The sequence below is a fragment of the Chengkuizengella marina genome (assembly GCF_009910845.1).
Classification (GTDB): domain Bacteria; phylum Bacillota; class Bacilli; order Paenibacillales; family KCTC-33759; genus Chengkuizengella; species Chengkuizengella marina.
This window is the reverse complement of record NZ_SIJB01000014.1, coordinates 39,998-58,700: the sequence shown is the minus strand read 5'-3', so window position 1 is coordinate 58,700 and position 18,703 is coordinate 39,998. Positions and strand designations below refer to the sequence as shown.

At 32.9% G+C, this 18,703-nt stretch carries 19 protein-coding genes; 9 read left to right on the top strand and 10 right to left on the bottom strand.

Features of this window, described 5'->3' with window-relative positions:
* Window positions 1-13 precede the first annotated feature (13 nt).
* The 5 genes from ERL59_RS05875 to ERL59_RS05855 all read left to right on the top strand — a co-directional run bounded on the left by ERL59_RS05875 (window position 14) and on the right by ERL59_RS05855 (window position 6,059).
* Window positions 14-1,630, top strand: coding sequence for a spore germination protein (locus ERL59_RS05875; RefSeq protein WP_160645259.1), 1,617 nt, complete (start codon window positions 14-16; stop codon window positions 1,628-1,630).
* Window positions 1,623-2,810 carry a Ger(x)C family spore germination protein gene (locus ERL59_RS05870; protein ID WP_160645258.1) on the top strand — a complete coding sequence of 396 codons (1,188 nt, stop codon included), beginning with the start codon at window positions 1,623-1,625 and terminating at the stop codon, window positions 2,808-2,810. Before ERL59_RS05875 ends, ERL59_RS05870 begins: the two co-directional genes overlap by 8 nt.
* Before the next feature lie 248 nt (window positions 2,811-3,058).
* Window positions 3,059-4,381 (top strand): GerAB/ArcD/ProY family transporter, encoded by a 1,323-nt coding sequence (locus ERL59_RS05865; RefSeq protein ID WP_160645257.1) that lies wholly within the window; start codon window positions 3,059-3,061, stop codon window positions 4,379-4,381.
* A 171-nt stretch (window positions 4,382-4,552) separates the two neighbouring features.
* Window positions 4,553-5,602, top strand: coding sequence for a M23 family metallopeptidase (locus tag ERL59_RS05860; RefSeq protein WP_160645256.1), 1,050 nt, complete (start codon window positions 4,553-4,555; stop codon window positions 5,600-5,602).
* Between the two features lie 43 nt (window positions 5,603-5,645).
* A complete protein-coding gene (locus ERL59_RS05855) occupies window positions 5,646-6,059 on the top strand; it encodes a bactofilin family protein (RefSeq protein WP_235929803.1) in 414 nt (137 codons plus the stop codon).
* 79 nt (window positions 6,060-6,138) lie between these two features.
* Here the strand turns inward: ERL59_RS05855 and ERL59_RS05850 are convergent, their stop codons facing one another.
* From ERL59_RS05850 to ERL59_RS05805, 10 genes are all read right to left on the bottom strand, one after another.
* Window positions 6,139-6,399: a metal-sensitive transcriptional regulator gene (locus ERL59_RS05850; protein WP_160645255.1), complete on the bottom strand. Its 261-nt coding sequence runs from the start codon at window positions 6,397-6,399 to the stop codon at window positions 6,139-6,141.
* 126 nt (window positions 6,400-6,525) lie between these two features.
* Window positions 6,526-7,104, bottom strand: a complete 579-nt coding sequence (locus ERL59_RS05845; protein WP_160645254.1) for a carbonic anhydrase — start codon at window positions 7,102-7,104, stop codon at window positions 6,526-6,528.
* A 28-nt stretch (window positions 7,105-7,132) separates the two neighbouring features.
* Window positions 7,133-8,791, bottom strand: coding sequence for a SulP family inorganic anion transporter (locus ERL59_RS05840; protein WP_160645253.1), 1,659 nt, complete (start codon window positions 8,789-8,791; stop codon window positions 7,133-7,135).
* A gap of 42 nt (window positions 8,792-8,833) precedes the next feature.
* A complete protein-coding gene (locus tag ERL59_RS05835; protein WP_160645252.1) occupies window positions 8,834-9,061 on the bottom strand; it encodes a sulfurtransferase TusA family protein in 228 nt (75 codons plus the stop codon).
* 21 nt (window positions 9,062-9,082) lie between these two features.
* Window positions 9,083-10,216, bottom strand: a complete 1,134-nt coding sequence (locus ERL59_RS05830; RefSeq protein WP_160645251.1) for an MBL fold metallo-hydrolase — start codon at window positions 10,214-10,216, stop codon at window positions 9,083-9,085.
* Window positions 10,217-10,258: 42 nt separating this feature from the next.
* Window positions 10,259-10,654, bottom strand: coding sequence for a DsrE/DsrF/DrsH-like family protein (locus ERL59_RS05825; RefSeq protein ID WP_160645250.1), 396 nt, complete (start codon window positions 10,652-10,654; stop codon window positions 10,259-10,261).
* Between the two features lie 49 nt (window positions 10,655-10,703).
* Complete coding sequence (locus ERL59_RS05820; protein ID WP_160645249.1) at window positions 10,704-10,940, bottom strand: glutaredoxin family protein; 237 nt, start codon at window positions 10,938-10,940, stop codon at window positions 10,704-10,706.
* 16 nt (window positions 10,941-10,956) lie between these two features.
* Complete coding sequence (locus ERL59_RS05815; protein ID WP_407925684.1) at window positions 10,957-11,529, bottom strand: sulfurtransferase TusA family protein; 573 nt, start codon at window positions 11,527-11,529, stop codon at window positions 10,957-10,959.
* A gap of 68 nt (window positions 11,530-11,597) precedes the next feature.
* The gene (locus tag ERL59_RS05810) at window positions 11,598-11,906 is read right to left on the bottom strand and encodes a rhodanese-like domain-containing protein (RefSeq protein WP_160645247.1); all 309 of its coding nucleotides are present in this window, start codon (window positions 11,904-11,906) and stop codon (window positions 11,598-11,600) included.
* 53 nt (window positions 11,907-11,959) lie between these two features.
* Window positions 11,960-12,430 (bottom strand): DsrE/DsrF/DrsH-like family protein, encoded by a 471-nt coding sequence (locus ERL59_RS05805; protein ID WP_160645246.1) that lies wholly within the window; start codon window positions 12,428-12,430, stop codon window positions 11,960-11,962.
* Between the two features lie 188 nt (window positions 12,431-12,618).
* Here ERL59_RS05805 and ERL59_RS05800 point away from each other — a divergent pair, with 188 nt between their 5' ends.
* The 4 genes from ERL59_RS05800 (at window position 12,619) to ERL59_RS05785 (ending at window position 18,556) form a co-directional block, all read left to right on the top strand.
* Window positions 12,619-13,713, top strand: coding sequence for a GerAB/ArcD/ProY family transporter (locus tag ERL59_RS05800; RefSeq protein WP_160645245.1), 1,095 nt, complete (start codon window positions 12,619-12,621; stop codon window positions 13,711-13,713).
* 56 nt (window positions 13,714-13,769) lie between these two features.
* Complete coding sequence (locus ERL59_RS05795; RefSeq protein ID WP_160645244.1) at window positions 13,770-15,188, top strand: spore germination protein; 1,419 nt, start codon at window positions 13,770-13,772, stop codon at window positions 15,186-15,188.
* A 43-nt stretch (window positions 15,189-15,231) separates the two neighbouring features.
* Window positions 15,232-16,368 (top strand): Ger(x)C family spore germination protein, encoded by a 1,137-nt coding sequence (locus ERL59_RS05790; RefSeq protein WP_160645243.1) that lies wholly within the window; start codon window positions 15,232-15,234, stop codon window positions 16,366-16,368.
* Between the two features lie 541 nt (window positions 16,369-16,909).
* The gene (locus ERL59_RS05785) at window positions 16,910-18,556 is read left to right on the top strand and encodes a M4 family metallopeptidase (RefSeq protein ID WP_160645242.1); all 1,647 of its coding nucleotides are present in this window, start codon (window positions 16,910-16,912) and stop codon (window positions 18,554-18,556) included.
* Window positions 18,557-18,703: the final 147 nt, after the last annotated feature.

The following is an 18,703-nucleotide window of genomic DNA, read 5'->3' as shown; positions in this document are numbered from 1 at the left end:
GGGGGAAGTTAGTATGATTCTTTCTAATAAAAAAAATAAAAAAAAACAAGAGAAATCTTATTTAGATTATTCGTTCCTTGAAGAATTAAAAGGGGTATTTATCTCACCAGAACTTGAAACGAATAAAAAAATGCTTGAAGAATATTTCAAAGATTGTTCTGATGTCGTTATCAAATCGTTTCAAATTGGAAATGGAGTTGATAATGATGAAATTGATGCCCTTGCTGTCTCTGTGGATGGGATGATAGATAATGATTTAATGACAGAAGCTATGAAATCAATGATGGAAAGCAAAGTTGAGATATCTGACATTTCACAAATTAAAGAATCTATACTTCCTTTTGCAGAGGTAAATGAAAAAAACAATTTTTCTGATTTCATGTTAAGTATATTAAATGGGGATTTAGGCATTCTTATCGATAAAAACACTGAATCTCTCTTAGTTAGCATGCGTGGTTTTAAAACACGTACGATTTCAGAACCAGAAACGGAATCATCCATTCGTGGTCCTAGAGAAGGATTTATTGAAAATCTTCGTGTGAATACATCGATGATTCGAAGAAAGTTAAAAACACCACATTTAAAAACCAAAGCTTATAAAATAGGTAAATATAGCTGTACAGATATTTCTCTAGTTTATATCGATAACATCATAGATCCTAATCTGATTAAGGAAGTAGATCGAAGATTAAGCATGATTGATATGGATGGAGTTCTTGAAAGTGGATATATTGAGGAACAAATCCAAGATAATATATATTCACCCTTTCCACAATTTAGATATTCAGAAAGACCAGATACGGTCTCAGCTGCTTTATTACAAGGAAAGTTTGCTATTATCGTGGATGGTACACCTAATGTTTTAATTGCACCCACCATATTTTTGAATTTAATACAAGCCAGTGAGGATTATTATGAAAGATTTATAGTAGCAACAGCCATTCGCTGGCTTCGTTTTTTATTCCTATTCCTTGCGTTGACAACACCAGCATTTTATATCGCCTTTACAACCTATCATCAAGATATAATACCAACTACTTTGTTGCTAAGCATTATTGCAGCTCACGAAGCGATTCCATTTCCAGCAATTGTAGAAGCTTTAATTATGGAGGTCACATTTGAGGCCTTAAGAGAAGCCAGTGTTCGATTACCCAAAACCATTGGCCAGGCTGTAAGTATTTTGGGTGCATTGGTTGTTGGTCAAGCTGCTGTAGAAGCAGGTATAGTTTCCGCTCCTATGGTTATCGTTGTATCTGTGACCGGGATTGCATCCTTTACTATCCCTACTTTTAACACAGGTATAGCCATACGTTTATTACGATTTCCAATTATGTTTGCAGCCTCTTTATTTGGTATTTTTGGAATCTTTATGAGTTTACTGCTGTTATTAGGACATTTAGGAAATTTAAAATCATTTGGTGTACCGTATTTAACCCCTTTGGCCCCTTTGAGAATTAAAGATTTAAAAGATACGGTAGTCGCTGCTCCGTGGCCTTTTATGACTGAACGTCCTCAATATATACCAGTCCAAGATAAAAAGCGGATGGGTACTCAAGTGAAAAAAAATGTTGAAAAAGATGGTGGCATCAAAAATAAAAATGCAGAGGAAGTAGGGGATCAAGGTGAATAAAAGTATACAGCTTCTCATTTATTCACTCTTAATTGAATGTTTACTGCTTACCGGATGTTGGGATCGCATCGAACTAAATGATATTGCCGTTGCCCTAGCTACTGCCGTTGATGTAGAGGAGGATCATGTTTATCGTACAACCGTACAATATGCATTACCTGGTAAAATGGGAGCTTCTCAAACTACAGGATCTGGGGGTGGGGCTGAAGATAATATTGCTTATATTGATTCAGATATTGGAAAGACACTTCGAGAAGCCGTAACTAAAATGCAAGCAAGAATGTCACAACGAATCACATTTTCCCATCGACGAGTACTTATCGTAAGTGAAGAACTGGCTAGAAACGGAATTAGAGATATGTTTGATACAACAGCACGTACAGCCAGTAATCGACTATCCGCATATATTATTGTTGCCAAAGGAAAAGCTTTTGATCTATTAAAAGCTGAACCACAGTTTGAACGATTCTCTGGAGAAAACATATTGTATTTAGCGGAAGCCAGAGGGGTAATTAAAGTAAATATGAGGCAAGCTGCACAAGCAATGAGCCCTATAGGTAGTGATACAATCTTGTCCTATATGACAGTGAAGAAATCACAGCTTTCTAACGATCCATCAAAAGAAATTGAGTTTGTGGGCTATGCACAATTTCAAGATGATAAAATGGTTGGAACGTTCGAAGGTGAAGAGGCACATGGTTTAATGTGGTTAAAAGATGAAATAAGCCCTTATACTACAATATTAAAAATTGAAGAAAATAAGTATGCATCCGTTAATGTTAAAAATGGGAACGTAAAAATTAAGCCTAAACTTAATGATGATCATATTGAATATGCATTAGATATTGAGATTAATGCAAATTTAATTGAGGACTTTACTAGATCTGATATTACGAATAATTCAACGCAAGAAGTACTTAGTAAAAGTCTTGAAGATCACATCGATGGAGCAATCCATAGTGCAATCAAAGTTATACAAGAGAATAAGGGTGACTCAGCTCAATTAGGTTTATTATTACAACGCCACTACCCTAAACAATGGCGGGAAAAATATGAGGACAATTGGTATGAAGAATTAGCAAAAGCCAAATTTTCAATCCAAATCAAAGCTAATATTACAGATGCTGGATTAGTATCAGAAAACATTACAAATAGAGTTAAGGCGGAAGAATCAAAATGAGCAGTATTATTAAAATCATCTTGTTTCTATTGTATTTATTAACAATATCTTTTGATATAAAGTATCTCAAGTCAATCAAACGATCTGAAAAAATCATTTTATTGAGTTTAAATTTATTTGTACTCAGTTTTATGGTCATGAGATATTTGTATACGGATATTCCAATGCCTTTAGATTTCTTTATCAATCATGTCTCGCCATGGATTCATAAATGGGCTCATTCAGAAAATTAAGGAGTATATGAACTGATGGATCAACGACAAATTATTAGTCCTTCACAATTATCTTGGCTTGCAACTGTCATTATTTTCACCAGCAGTCAGACTTTTTTCCCAAGAGAAGCACTCTATATTTCTGGTCATAATGGTTGGATTGCGTATACAATACCGCTTATTTATGCATTGTGTATTACATACATATTTTACGAATTGTCTAAAAGATTCCCCGAAAAAAACATATTTGAAATCTCACAACAAATTTTAGGTAAAGTCATGGGGGGCATTATAAACTTCATTATCATAGCTTATATTTGGATATCATTGATGCGAAATATTGCTATTTTGACTGCATTTATGGACAGCTCTATTTTAATTTCGACCCCTATTTATATTATTGGGATCATCATAATTCTCATGTTCATTTACTATGGGAAAATGAGTTATGAAGTAAGTGCACGTGTAAATGAATTAACTTTTTTATTGTTTATTGGCATGGCATTCACGATGCCACTTATGTTAATAGGAGACATTCAATTTGAAAGGTTACTTCCTATTTTAGCAAAGGGTGTTGATGGATTCGTAAAATCAAACACTTTAACTATTGGATGGTTTGGAGACATTTTTATTTTAGGCGCTTTTTTACATGCACTTTCTGTTCCTAAGCAAATTCATGCAGCCATCAGATTTGGATTAATAAACGCTACATTTATCTTAACCTTAGTTATGGCTTTAACGATTACTGTTTTAGGACCTAATATTGGGAGTAAAGCCACGTATCCTATTTATCTTTTAGCAGAACAAATTCATTTTACAGATTTTTTGGAACGATTGGAAATTATTATGGTTACAGCGTATACTTTTTCGTTTATGTTAAATATGATTTTTATGTTTATCGCAGGTTTAATCGGACTAAGCAGTTATACAAATCGAAAAGACTATCGAATCTATTCTACATCTGTTGGTTGGTTCCTCTATATGTTTAAAGTTCTATCTTTTTCAAGTATTACAGAACTGTATATTTTTTCAAGTTACAGCAGTGTTGTAATCACCTTAGGTCTTCAAGTCCCCGTTTTGATTATATTGTTTGCTTTTTCTAGAAGAAAGAAATTTAAAAAGAAACAATCCAATATCGTTAAAAAAGAGCACAGGTATGCTGGAAACTGGCGCTGGTCTACCAACTTACTTATTCTCTCTTGTGTTCTTTTTATCTTATTTGGGATTTTGTTTGGGAGACTTTATTCTATTTGTGGGCTTATTGCTGGGATTGGTTTTGCATTATGTTTGACCGGTGCTTTACTCACCTCATTCATGGAAATGATTAAATGCAACAAATTAAGACAAAATAAAACATAAAATTTAATTATTTTTGGATTTAGAGGCAGGTTTTTTAGTTCTTATGTAGAATAATTAATGACAGAAATATTTTTTCATGTTAGAAATACTTACAATTGAACTTTTACTACACAATTTGGTAAACAATCATTTTTGATCACTTACTTTAAAAGGACACATAAGGAGTTACGTATGAAAAAACTATTTAAATTTAAGTGGAAGAAAAAGAAGTTCACTTTTATTATTTTAGAAGATGCTGGTCGTTCATCCATACAATTTAAGGTGATGGATTTCATTCTATATAGCCTTCCCATTTTCCTTGGCCTACTTATCTTCTCTATCTTCGTCCTCTTCACACTTCATCAAAGTGCTTTGCTAAAGTACGATCGATTACATACAACTTTAAAAGTAAGTGAAACGAAATATACCGATATGGTTACTGAAAAAAATCAAACCATTGAAGATAAAGATGAAACGATTGAACAATTACAAACCAATTTAATGAGTTTATCAGAACAAACGAAAGAAATAGAATCAAAACTAAATGAGTTAGAAAAATTAGAAAATGAAATAAAAAAAATCACGGGAAATGACACTACTGCGCTTGCAGATCCATCAAACACTATATTAGAAAAAGATGCTGTTGCCACATCATCCGTTTCTATTCTACATAAAAATAATAAACTTATAGGTACAGGTGGTCATCTTGTACCGTTACATAATGAATCTTTAAATGATATTACAACAAATACATCTGAAAATTTAATCTCTTTAAATAAAAATGTGGATTCCTTATTAGTTAGTTTATCAGACTCAAAACAAGATATTGTAGAATATCAACAGCTATTAAATATAACACCTTCAATTTGGCCTACAAACCATCAAAAAGTCACATCTAATTTTGGATATCGAAGAGATCCTTTTACTAATGCGCTTAGCTTTCACACAGGATTAGACATTGGAGCCTTCTATAACGATCCTGTTTTTGCAGCAGCTGATGGAACCATTAGTTATACGGGTTATGATCGGATCTATGGAAATCAAATCACCATCAATCATTCCAGAGGGATGATTACTAGATACATGCACTTAAATAAGATATTAGTTGAATCTGGGCAACAGGTAAAAAAAGGACAAAAGATAGGTTTGGTAGGTTCAACCGGACGAAGTACAGGACCACATCTTCATTATGAAATAGTTAAAAATGGTCAAAGACAAAATCCGTTAGATTTCATTCAATAAATACAAAAAACTGTATTTCTATCTTTAGAAGGGATGATGTATTTTGTTTAAAGGTAACAAAGAAAAAAACATGGATCCAAATAAAACAGATACTTTAATCGGTGAAGGATCATATTTTGATGGGAACATAAAATCGGAAGCAAGCATTCGCATTGATGGTAAAATCGTAGGGGATATTCATTGTGAAGGTGACGTCATTATCGGAGAAAATGGTGTAGCCGTTTCAAATATCACTGCTCGTAATACTACGGTTGTAGGTAAAATTGAAGGTAATGTTGAAACAAAGAAACTGCAAATCTCCTCTACTGGTAAAGTCCATGGCAATATTTCTATATCGATCTTATCTATTGAAGATGGGGGAAAATTTGAAGGCAGCAGTAAGATGATTGCCGATCAAAGTACAACAGATATTCAAAGTGAAATCAAACAAGATAAGAAAAAAAATGTACCTGCTTAATTACATACAGTAATAAAAACGTCGACCAAATCAATGGATCGACGTTTTAATATTTACAAACCATGTATTCGAAACGATTTTATCTGCTCTTGACTAATAAATCAATGGCTTCTTTCACTAGTTTACTCGTGTCGTTTCCTTTTTCTTGTTCTTCTAAAATACAGTTTTCTAAGTTCATAGCTACAATATAAGCAATCGCTTTGTCTGCAGCACTTCTTACTGCAGATAATTGACTAACCACTTCCTTGCAAGGTTTGTCCTCTTCCATCATATTTAATACCCCACGAACTTGTCCTTCTAAACGTTTTAATCTCCTTTTGACATCTTCTCCATATTCCATCCTATAAACCCCCTTCAATCACTCATACATGTATAGGTATACTATCATGAGTAGTTGAATGAAACAAGTACATATACTTATAAAAGTAATCCCAAAGAATGTGACGTTATGCTTGTTCCAAAGTGATTAAGTCACCTTCTGTAACTTTCCAGAAGACAGATCAAATACAAACCCTATAATGTCAACATTAGATCCATACTTTATATAAACAGGATGTTTTTTGAGATTTTCTATTTGATTTAACACATTTAATTTAGACAACTCAAATGATGTTAATTCATCACACTGATGTTTACTTGGTACGTTTTGTTGAATTTCTGAAACCCATAAATGAAATCCATCGTCTTTTTGTAAATTACTCTGTTCTTGTTTCATTTCACATGCGGCTTGAATCCCTCCACATTGAGTATGACCTTCTATGAGTATTTTTTTTACTTTTAAATGTTTTAAAGCATAATATAACCCCGCTGAAAAACTATGATCGCCCTCAACAACTTGATTTGCTACATTGCGATGAACAAACATATTTCCTAAAGGCATATTTGCTGTTACAGATGGACTAACACGGGAATCACTACAAGCCAGCACAAAATATTCAGGAGATTGGCCTTTTACTAATTTGTGAAAATATGCTGGATCTTGCTGTAATATCTCTGTAACGAACTGTTCATTTTGTTTTATTAAATTAGTCTCTGTTAAAGTCATTTTTCGTTCACCTATCTTTTATCTCTCATCACTTCATTTGTAAAACATGTTGCAATGATGGATGTTTAATATTTTGTCCATATTTTTCATTCCAACCTGCTTTTTGAACTAGATCTTTAATCGGTCCTTTCATCCCAATAATGAGAAATTGAATACCGGCGCTTGTATAATTGTCCATGATTTTTTCTAACTCATCAATTGAAACTGCATCGATATCATTTACAGCACTAAAATCGAGAATAATTCGATTTATATTTGGTTTTTTAGACATTTCATCACTAAATTTTTTTTCAATAAACCCCACATTTGCAAAATAAATAGAAGCATCAATTCTAAAAATTAAAGTATCTTTATAGGTTTTCGCTTCAGGGTAACGTTTAATATTTCTAAATACTTTTGTTTTCTCAATATATCCTAGTTCAGCAATGTGTGGATAAGCACTTCTCCAAATGAAGACAAGTAAAGAAAAAGCTACTCCAATTAGTATTCCTTCTTCTATTCCTAACATTAATGTAAAAATAAAAGTAATGAGGAGCGTTAACCCATCCATCTTTTTCACCTTAAATAAATGTTTTGCTTCCTGTATATCAATTAAACCAAATACAGCTACCATGATGATGGCTGCTAAAACGGCATTTGGTAAATAATAAAACAACGGTGTTAAAAATAATAAAGTAACAATGATGAGTATAGCTGTAATGATAGAGGCTAATCCTGTTTTAGCTCCTGCTTGATAGTTAACGGCAGATCTTGAAAAACCACCTGTCACAGGATAAGCTGAGAAAAAGGAACCGATGATGTTTGCTAAACCCAACCCGTTTAACTCCTGATTGGAATTAATTTTATATTTTTCTTTTGCAGCAATCGCTTTAGCAACAGCAATAGATTCCATAAAACCTACAAAAGAAATCGTTAAAGCAATGGGTAGTAATGCTACAATCGAATCTATATTAAAGGCAGGAAGTGAAAAACTCGGAATCCCTATTGGAACCTCCCCAACAATTTTCACACCATAATCTTTTAAATTCAGAAAATATACCAATAACGTACTTACCAAAACAACCACTAATGGAGCAGGAAATCGCGGTAGTTTTTTCTTGAAAAAAAGCAAAGTGAGAATGCTGCCAATACCAATTAAAAAGGTAATTATATTGATTTCACTGATTCTCTGAGCCGCTTCAAACAAAGTATGAAATATCGTTTCACCTGTATCCAAATTGATGCCTAATAAATTTTTTAACTGACTTAAACCAATAATTAAAGCCGCAGCGGATGTAAACCCACTTACTACTGCATGGGATAAAAAATTAACGATAAAACCTAATTTAAATATTCCCATGCTAAACTGAATGATCCCTATCATAAACATCAGTAAAAAGACATAGGATAAATATTCTTCAGAACCTGGTTCAGCTAAAGCAGATACACCCGATAAAACAAGAAGCGAAACCATAGCAACTGGACCTACTGCTAAATGTTTGGAAGATCCCAGAATCGCATAAATAAAAAGTGGGATTGTAGATGCGTATAAACCAATGACTGGAGGCAAACCTGCAATCATGGCATAAGCCATAGCCTGTGGTATTAACATAATAGCAACAATTACACCAGCCGACATATCTCCTTTAAGATCATGTTTATTGTAATTTTGAATCCAATCAATTGCTGGGATAATTTTTTTTAACACGTTTTTCCCTCCCTTCTTCTCATTCTTCTCTCACTATTTCAATTAGCCTTTTTTTATCCAAAATTTAAACAACCCGTTATCTTCTGAGGATTCTAATAACTCATGACCCGTTGATTTTACCCAAGCGGCCAAATCATTTTTAGCCCCTTTGTCTGTAGCATGTATTTCTAAAATATCACCTGATTGTAACTCCTCTATCATTTTTTTTGTTTTTACGATCGGCATTGGACACGCTAAACCTTTAGCGTCTAATATTTTTGTTGCATTCATGTTCTTATCTCTCCTTATTTTTTAATTAGTATGGTGAACTGCACAACGATTTGGACCAATTTCTAACTCTTGCTGCTTTTCTTCTTCTGCTTCTTCTACCCCTCTATTTATTGCGATAATCTCTTCGAAGTTTGGAGGTGTTTCTGAGCTTGCAGATTGTGCTACATGTTCAACGAAATCTGACTCACTCTGATTGGACATCATTTCATTTTGTTTACGAATTTCACCTAATATCTCACCTATATATCCAGCTACATTTACTTCTTCTTCAAAATCAGCATAATGTGCAGGAAGCACAATCACATCATCTGTGATCAGGGAAACTTTGTTATAAACCGTATCATATAAATCTTTAGCCCATTCTCTAACCTTTCCACCTAAATCTGGTCTACCTAAACCACTTACAAAGATGGTATCTCCTGAGAATAATACTTTTTCATTTACAAAGAATGAAACACTACCTGGAGTATGTCCTGGAGTTTTTACAGCAATCACTTCTAATGAAACATGCTCAAAGTCAATTTTGTTATAATTTTCTAGCGCTTTGAAATCAAAAATTGCCCCTTCACTTTTCATTAAATAATAGTTAGCTCCTGTTTCTTCAGCTAGTATACGACCACCAGAAATATGATCCGCATGAAGATGGGAATCTACAATATGTGTTATATTCACACCTTCATCCTTTGCAGCCTTTTTATAAATATCAGTAAATCTTGAAGGATCAACGATTAATGCTTCTTCCCCAGAGACAATCATATAGGATAAACATCCTTTACCTACTCTTACAAATTGGTAAACTTTCATCTTGTCATCTGAATATACTTCTGTTTTATAAAGATACTCACTCCATGATTTCATGCCGCCCTTTAGATAAGAAGCTGTTAATCCTTGTTCACTTAACATCTCAGCCACCATTTTGGATGAACCTTCTTTAGCACATACAACTATAATTTCTTTATCAGATGGAATTTTATCCATAATCTCTTCTACCCCATCAATCAGTTCAAAATAAGGAATATTAAAATGATCGATTTGTTTTCCTTCAATTTTCCAATCTTTAAAGTCATCTTTATTACGTACATCTAAAATAAACAATTCTTCTTTATTTAACACTTGGTCAAAAATTTGCTGAGCTGTTTTCACTGTTACACTCATTTCTTTCACTCCTTTAATTTTTACTCGCAGACTGCGAGTTTTTTAGAATGTTAAATTTACATTTGCATCTTTAGCAAAATCAAGAAAGGTCACTGCCCCTCCTACATCAATCCCATAAATTAAATCTTCTTTTTTTACATTCATAACATCCATCGTCATTTGACAAGCAATAAATTTCACACCTAAATCTTTTGCCATGACAATAAGCTCATCAATAGATGGGACTTGAGCTGCTTTAAAACCTTCCTGAAAATGTTCTTTTCCCTCTGGTAAAGGAAGATGCTGATTCCCTTCTTTATGAATTAGATTCAAACCCTCAAAAGTAAAGAATATACCTACTTCTGCGTCCGTTGCTGCGGATGCTGTTGCTATATTAAACACTTTATATGCATCAAATAAACTACCATTAGATGCGATGATTGCCACTTTATTTGACATGATTATTCATCCTCCTAAAAATTTTTAACTTGCTAAATGACACCGTTGTTTATTTATGAATTAACTCCAGTATCTTATTACGATCAAATCCTAATACCCATTCTCCATTGACCTCTGCTTGAGGCACACCTAATTGGCCTGTAGTTTTAATCAGCTTTTGTGCTGCACCAGCGTCATTTTGTAAATTGATCTCTTCAAAAGGCAGCCCTTGTTCATTCAAAAAGTTTTTCAACATTAAACAATAAGGACATGTGTTTGTCGTATAAACTGTAATTTGATTTTTCATTTATAACACCTCCAAATTAGTCAATTAACTTCTCTGTTATCCCTTTCCATTCGGACATTCCTGGAACAACATTAAAGACTTTTTTAAACCCTAACTGTGTTAATTTTTGTGCTGCTAAGTCACTTCGATTGCCTGTTCTACAAATGACATACATCTCAGTTTCTTTATTTAAATCATCCATTCGCTGCTCAAGCTCTCCAAAAGGAATAGAGATAGAGCCAGGAATATGATGAAATGCAAATTCTGAAGGCTCTCTTACATCAAGAATTATCGTTTGTTCGTTACTCTCCAGTTTTCTAGCTAATTCTTCGTTTTCAATTAGATGAGGATATTTTATTTCCTCTATCTCTTCTCCGCCTTTTCTAACAAAATGATGAATAATTTCTCCCTTCTCGATTGTTCCAATGTATTGATGGCCAATATTATCACACCAAGCTTTTAGATCAGCGGTTGATCCCTTATCCGTTGCTTGAATTTCCAACACTTGACCAGGTTCCAATTCATTCATTGTTTTTTTGGTCTTTACAATTGGCATTGGACACGCTAATCCTTTTGCATCTAATACCTTATCTGTTTGAATATTTGTCAATGATAAAACCTCCCTATTCATCGTCCTTTATTTCTTTCAATATCCTCATATACCCCATAGGGTATTATTTAGCGCAAATTTTTTTGGACTTTCCCTGTCCATTCCAACATGCCACCTATCATATTTTTCACCTTGAAACCTTGACTTTCAAGAAATTGTGCAGCAATACCACTGCGATTGCCTGAACGACAAACCATAATATATTCTCTAGATCTATTCAACTCATGAAGACGAAATTCTAACAAACCTAATGGAATATGTGTAGCTCCAGCAATCATTCCCTCCTTGACCTCATCAACTTCACGAACATCTATCATATGAATTTGCTTCTTCTCATTAAGAAGTTGTTTTAATTCTTCTGGTGTAATGATGTCCAACATATGACCCTCCTTTTCCTTACATATTTCATTCTTTAATCTTTCATTAACTATTAAATAAATAAATTAACGTTCCCATTTTCTGCATCTGCTAAATATGCAGCTACCCCTCCATATTCAATTCCTTCTAACAACTCTTCTTTTTGTAAACCCAGTAAATCCATTGTCATCGTGCATGCTACCAGCTTAACACCTTGCTCTTGAGCCATTTGTATTAGTTGTTCAGGAGGTAAAGCATTGTGCTTTTTCATCACATGTTTAATCATTTTAGGTCCCATCCCAGCAAAATTCATTTTTGATAATCCCATCTTCTTTACACTACGTGGCATTAAGCTTCCAAACATTTTTTCAAGGAACCCTTTTTTGGTTAGAACATTTTCCTCTTTACGTAAAGCATTTAATCCCCAGAATGTATGAAAAATGGTAACCTCATGATCATAAGCAGCTGCTCCATTTGCAATAATATAAGCAGCCATCGCTTTATCGTAATCACCACTGAATAATACAATCGTTGTTTTTTTCATTCAGTTATTTCACCTCCCTTTAAATACATATACCCCTATGGGTATTTATAGTTTAAAATAAATTTTTAATTTCGTCAACAGCAATTTGAATTTTTCCATAAAAAACCACCCATACTAATAAATATCTGTTTATAAATACTTCTTTTATTAAACCTAATAGGTTGAATTTAATGGGGAGGGGTGAATCAATGAGGAAAAATGGAGATTTAATATCGTCAACTCAATTAATGTTCTTAATGATTACCTCTGTTGGTTTAATTAATCACGTTTTAATCATCCCTGTTTTATTGTCCACAGCTCATCGAGATGCCTGGATTTCAGTTATGATGAACATTGCAATTTATCCAATATGGATTTACCTTATTATTTATATTAGAAAACGTACACAACAAAAAAATATTTATGAATTTATGAAATCAAAATTTGGAAAAATAATTACATTCTTTTTATTTTTCATTATCTGCTTGCATTTATTTTTACTTTCTACAACAACACTAATTGCTACAATTAGATGGACAATCCTTACCTTTTTGCCTGAAACACCCATGTTTATGCTCACGATCACTTTTATACTGTTATGTTTTTTTACTGTCATCACTAGTTTAAGAACAATTACAAATATGAATATCATTTTGTTACCCATTGTGATCGCTTTAGGCTTTTTTGTTTCCTTTTCAAATACACAATATAAAGATTATTCATTATTAACCCCTATTTTAGAACATGGTTTGGAACCTGTTTTCATCGGCATGATGATATCAGGATCAGGACTAATTGAATTGTTTATCATCATATTTTTACAGCATAAAGTACATTCAAAAATCAAACTGTTCCCTGTGATATTAACGGGGTTATCATTGGTCATACTTACACTTGGACCTCTGATTGGAGCGATTACGATTTTTGGTCCAGAAGAAGCAGAAAAAATGAGAGCCCCTGCATTTGAACAATGGAGAATGGTGACACTGGGGCGATTTGTGGAACATGTTGATTTTTTGTCTATTTATCAATGGTTAGCAGGTGCCTTTATTCGGATTTCCTTATTTATGTATATCATCCCTGAAATGATAAATATAAAAAGACAAAAAAATAAAGTGTGGATCACACTTATTTTATTTACTCTGATGATTATTCTCGTTCAATTACCTACTAGCGATACCTTTTTAGCTGGATTATTATATGGATTTTTTATCCCTTATTCATTTTGGTTTATGTTCACTATTTCAATATTAGTAGGATTCTTAATATTTGTACAAAATAAAGTAAAACAAAAAAAGAAATGAATCCAATCAAAATATAATAGTGTCTATCCAAATTAAATCTAAAGGAAAAAACAACAATGATCACAAACAAAAATAATAATCAAAATCACTTTAAAGAGCAATCAATAAAAGAAGCTTTTCAAGCCTGCTATGATGTTAAACATCAAATCTTACATTTTCAATCCAATGCTAATGATTACAAGGTTATGTTTACATATTGTGAAGGTCTTTATGATTACGATAAACTGAATAAAGTGATTATTCCAGAGCTGCGTAAACTTTTTGAATTGATGGATAATCAAAATTTTTCAAATGATTTCATTCATAAAGAACTTAAAGTAGCAACATTGCATCAAGTTGAACATGCTGAGAAAATGATTGAACAAGTCTTAACCGGACAAGTATTAATTTACTTTCCAAAATTATCAACTGCCTACACTATCGATATTCGTGACTTACCTAAACGTGAACCTCAAGATTCTACTACAGATGTACCCATCAAAGGATCTAGAGATGGATTTATTGAAGATATTACTACAAATGTAGCCTTAATTAGAAAGAGAGTACCTTCAAATAGTCTACACTATCATCAATATGCTGTAGGCGAAAAAACAAAAACCAAAGTAGGTCTGCTTTATATTGATGATAAAATTGATCCTCATGTACTTAAGAAAATAAAAGGTAAATTAGCAAATATTAAAGCGGAAGCCATCTATAGTACAAAACAAATAAAACAGTTAATTGGAGATATTAAATTCCCCTTATTCCCATTATTTAGTTACTCAGGCAGGCCTGATTTTACGGTCCATTCATTGATGAATGGACGTTTTGTCCTCATTGTTGACGGATTGCCAACAGTGATCATAGGTCCTGCAAATTTTATGTTTTTATTAGATAGTGGTGAGGATAAAGAGATGATCACTATCTTTACTTTGTTTGAAAGAGCAATTAGAATCGTTGGGTTTATGATGGCAACTTTTCTTCCTGGTTTTTGGGTTGCTTTAATCTCTTTTCATCATGATCAAATCCCTTTTGCACTTCTCGCTACTATTGTTGAATCAAGACGTGGAGTCCCTTTTCCTTCAGCATTAGAAGTATTTATTATGTTGCTGCTATTTGAAATCTTTAGAGAAGCTGGGATGAGGTTGCCTGTAGGGATAGGGCAAACGTTAAGTGTCGTAGGAGGGCTTATTATCGGTGATGCCGCAATCGCCGCCGGCATTACCAATGCCACAACAATGGTCATCATCGCAGTTTCTGTTGTATCTACCTATACGTTAATTAATCAATCATTAGTTGGTTCAATTAGTGTAGTAAGATATTTTATTTTGTTCGTCTCTTCCATTTTAGGAATATGGGGATTCTTTTTATCTTCTTTTCTTACTATTCTTTATTTAGCCAACTTAAGACCCTACGGAGTGAATTATTTAACAATGACGTCAAAAAAAACGGGTAATTTTTTAAAAACATACGTGAACTCTTTGAAAAATAACTAATTTTAATGACTTAAGTGGAAATAAAAACACTAGGATGAGAATTATGCTTAAAAAAACAATCTTTATGCTTACTATTATCATATTGCTGACAGGCTGCTGGAATTCCGATGAGGTTGATCGGATGTTATATGCTCATGCACTGGGGGTTAATGAAAAAGATGGCCTATTTGAGATTCATGTACAGTTTGTGATTTTTGGAGGTCGTGGTGCACAAGGTCAGGAAGCAGGGGGAGGTTCACTTATTCCTACAGTTAAAAAAGGGACCGGAAAAACGATTGAAGAAGCATTGTTTGATTTGTATAAAACGGTACCGGAAAAAGTATTCTGGGGACATTTATCAGCCATTATTTTTACAGAAAATCTAATGGAACAAAAAGGGAAAGTTAATGAAGTTATAGAGAAGTTTATTCGGTATCCAAAAACAAGATATACCATTTGGGTTTATAGTACCAACGCAGAAGCTTTGGATGAAGTTTTAAATGAAGGTACATTTAAAGATATGAACTTATCCCCTATTTTTGGAAGATTAGGTGATCCTAAAAACAATTATGAACAAAGCTCTTTGATTAAACCAATCAATTTAATAGATATGTTGATTGAATTAGATGAACCCAGTTATACTTCTGCTATACCTTACATCCAACTGTTAGGTGGCAGTAAAAATAAGCACCTTAGATTTGATAGTGTAAGTGTCCTTTATACACGCAATGAATTTAAAGGAATATTAAGAGAAGCAGAAATAGACGGATTTCGTTGGCTACATCCCGATATTATCAATAATAACCTCCTAATTGAAGATAAAAATAAAAAACCTATTGCATCAATCATCATTGATAAATTGAAAGTGGATATTATACCTGAAACAAAAAATGAAAATGTAACATTTCTCATTAAAATAAAAACAAAGGCTTATGTAGGTGAATTATTTCAAAATATAAATCAGGAACAACTTACAGAAAAAGCAAAGGAAGAAATAAAAAAGCAAATCCTAACCACATATAAACGTGGATTAGACTTAGAAGCAGATGTATATCGATTAACAGAAACTTTATATCGGAAAGATCTAAAAAAATGGAGGGAAATTACATCTAAAGATAAACTCCCTTTAACTGAATCATCCCTTAAAATCGATATTGATTTATTGATCAAAAGCTCATCTATCTTAGAATTAACCCCTTGAATTTAAGAAAATAAAAGATCAGTAATATAAATAGAGCTATTATCTAACAAAATTTTGTCTAATTTTGGAGTTTAATGAACTTTATTTGAATTTTTATGCAGTAAATATCAATATTGACAATTTTTTGTCATTCGATTATACTTTAAATTGAGTATTTTGTTAATATATGCCAGTTAACATTTATTCCCTTACATATTACTTATACCACTCCTGAAACCATATTTCACTATGGAAACCTACTGTTTTTCTAAAAAAATCACATCTACTAAAATATTTCAACGAATTAATTAACATGAATCTTATTAAATAATTATTCCACTACATCTACTGATCAATTAAAACTCCTATTTTTTGTTATTCAATCTATGATTATACTAAACTTTATACCATATAGGATAAATTCTAATCTATGCAATCATTTTGTGGGAAAAAGTAATGTGAATTGTTAAACGGTAATTTAAATGAGAGAGCGAGGTGAAACTTTTTTACAATACAAATACTCAACTCTATTAAAATTAATAAAAAGAGGAGAGATTAGTATATGAATAAAAAATTCCTTGCTGTTTGTTTATCCATGTGTTTAGTTCTAGCCATCTTCATACCTCAAGCTGGTGCAACACCAAAACCTGAAACATTTGAAAAAATTAATAAAAACGAGAAAACTTCTACCCCAGAATTTGTTTCCGGTAAACTAACAAAAAAATCTAATAAAAAACCAAAAGATGTATTGTTTAGTTACTTAAATGAAAAAAAAGAAACTTTTAAATTTGCAGAATCTGCGGAGAGCGACTTCGTAGTAATAGATGAGTTTGTTGATAATTTAGGATTTACTCATTTAAGATTAAAACAGGAATTTAATGGAATCCCTGTATATGGTAGAACATTTACAGCTCATATAGATAGTTCCGGTGTACTCACTTCGTTCTCAGGAACGGTTGCTCCTGAACTAGACCAGAAAATGAAAAAGAAAAAGAAAAAAGTAAAACAGAAAAAAGCATTTTCCACTGCTGAAAAAGACCTCATTTCCTCCTTCGCTGAAGAACCGCAATATGCTATTGACCCAACTACAGAGGAAGTCATCTATGTAAAAAATGACAAATCAAACTATGCATATCACATTAATTTTAAATTCTTCTATCCTGAATTAGGAGATTGGAATTATTTTATAGATGCTTCCACAGGTGACATCTTAGATAAATTTGATCAATCTTTTAAAGTGGATGCTGTAGGAACAGGTACAGGTGTATTAGGAGATGAAAAAACATTAAATATTGACAGACAAGGAAGTACTTATTACTTACAAGATAATACGAGAGGCGATGGCATTTTCACTTATGATGGAGAAAACGTCCACCAGAATCTCCTTTATTATCCGATTTGGCTCATTCAACGATATCTTCCAGGTACTGCAGTGAGTGATTCGGATAATATATTTAATGATGGCTCTGCAGTTGATGCCCATTATTATGCAGGTTTAGTTTATGATTACTTCTTAGAGGAGTTTAATCGTGATAGCTTTGACAATCAAGGCTCTGCCATTAAATCTACCGTTCACTTTGGACAAAACTGGAGTAATGCAGGTTGGTTAGGTGAACCTTTAAATCAAATGATATATGGGGATGGGGATTCAGATACTCTACCTTTCTCAGGTGCATTTGATGTGATCGCACACGAGATCACTCATGCAATCACAGATAGAACTGCCGATCTTATTTATCAAGATGAATCAGGAGCGATAAACGAATCCATGTCCGATATTTTTGGCGCTTTAGCTGAGTTTTGGGCAGACTTAGACCCTGACTGGTTAATGGGTGAAGATGTTACGCTTTCTAGTAATGGTATAAGATCTATGGCAGATCCAACTTTATTTAATAAACCAGATCACTACGATGATTATTTGCATACTACAGCAGACTATGGTGGCGTTCATACAAATAGTAGTATTATCAATAAAGCAGCTTATTTATTAAGTGAAGGCGGTAACCATTCTGGTGTATCTGTAAATGGGATTGGTAAAGATAAAATGGGGGACATCTTTTATCGTACTTTAACCCAGCACTTAACCGCATCTTCTACTTTTAGTCAACTCCGTTCTGCTGCAATACAAGCTGCATCTGAATTGTATGGATCAAACAGTTCAGAAGTTACATCTGTACAACAAGCATTTAATGCAGTTGGAATTAACTAAAAATCTTCTTGATTGAAATATAAAAATAAAAGTATTTAATTTAAACTCCCTTTATACGATTTTTTTATTTCGATAAAGGGAGTTCTAAACTAATAGAAAAGAGAGTAATACCTTTAAAAATCATTGACAATTTAGTGACTTTTAACT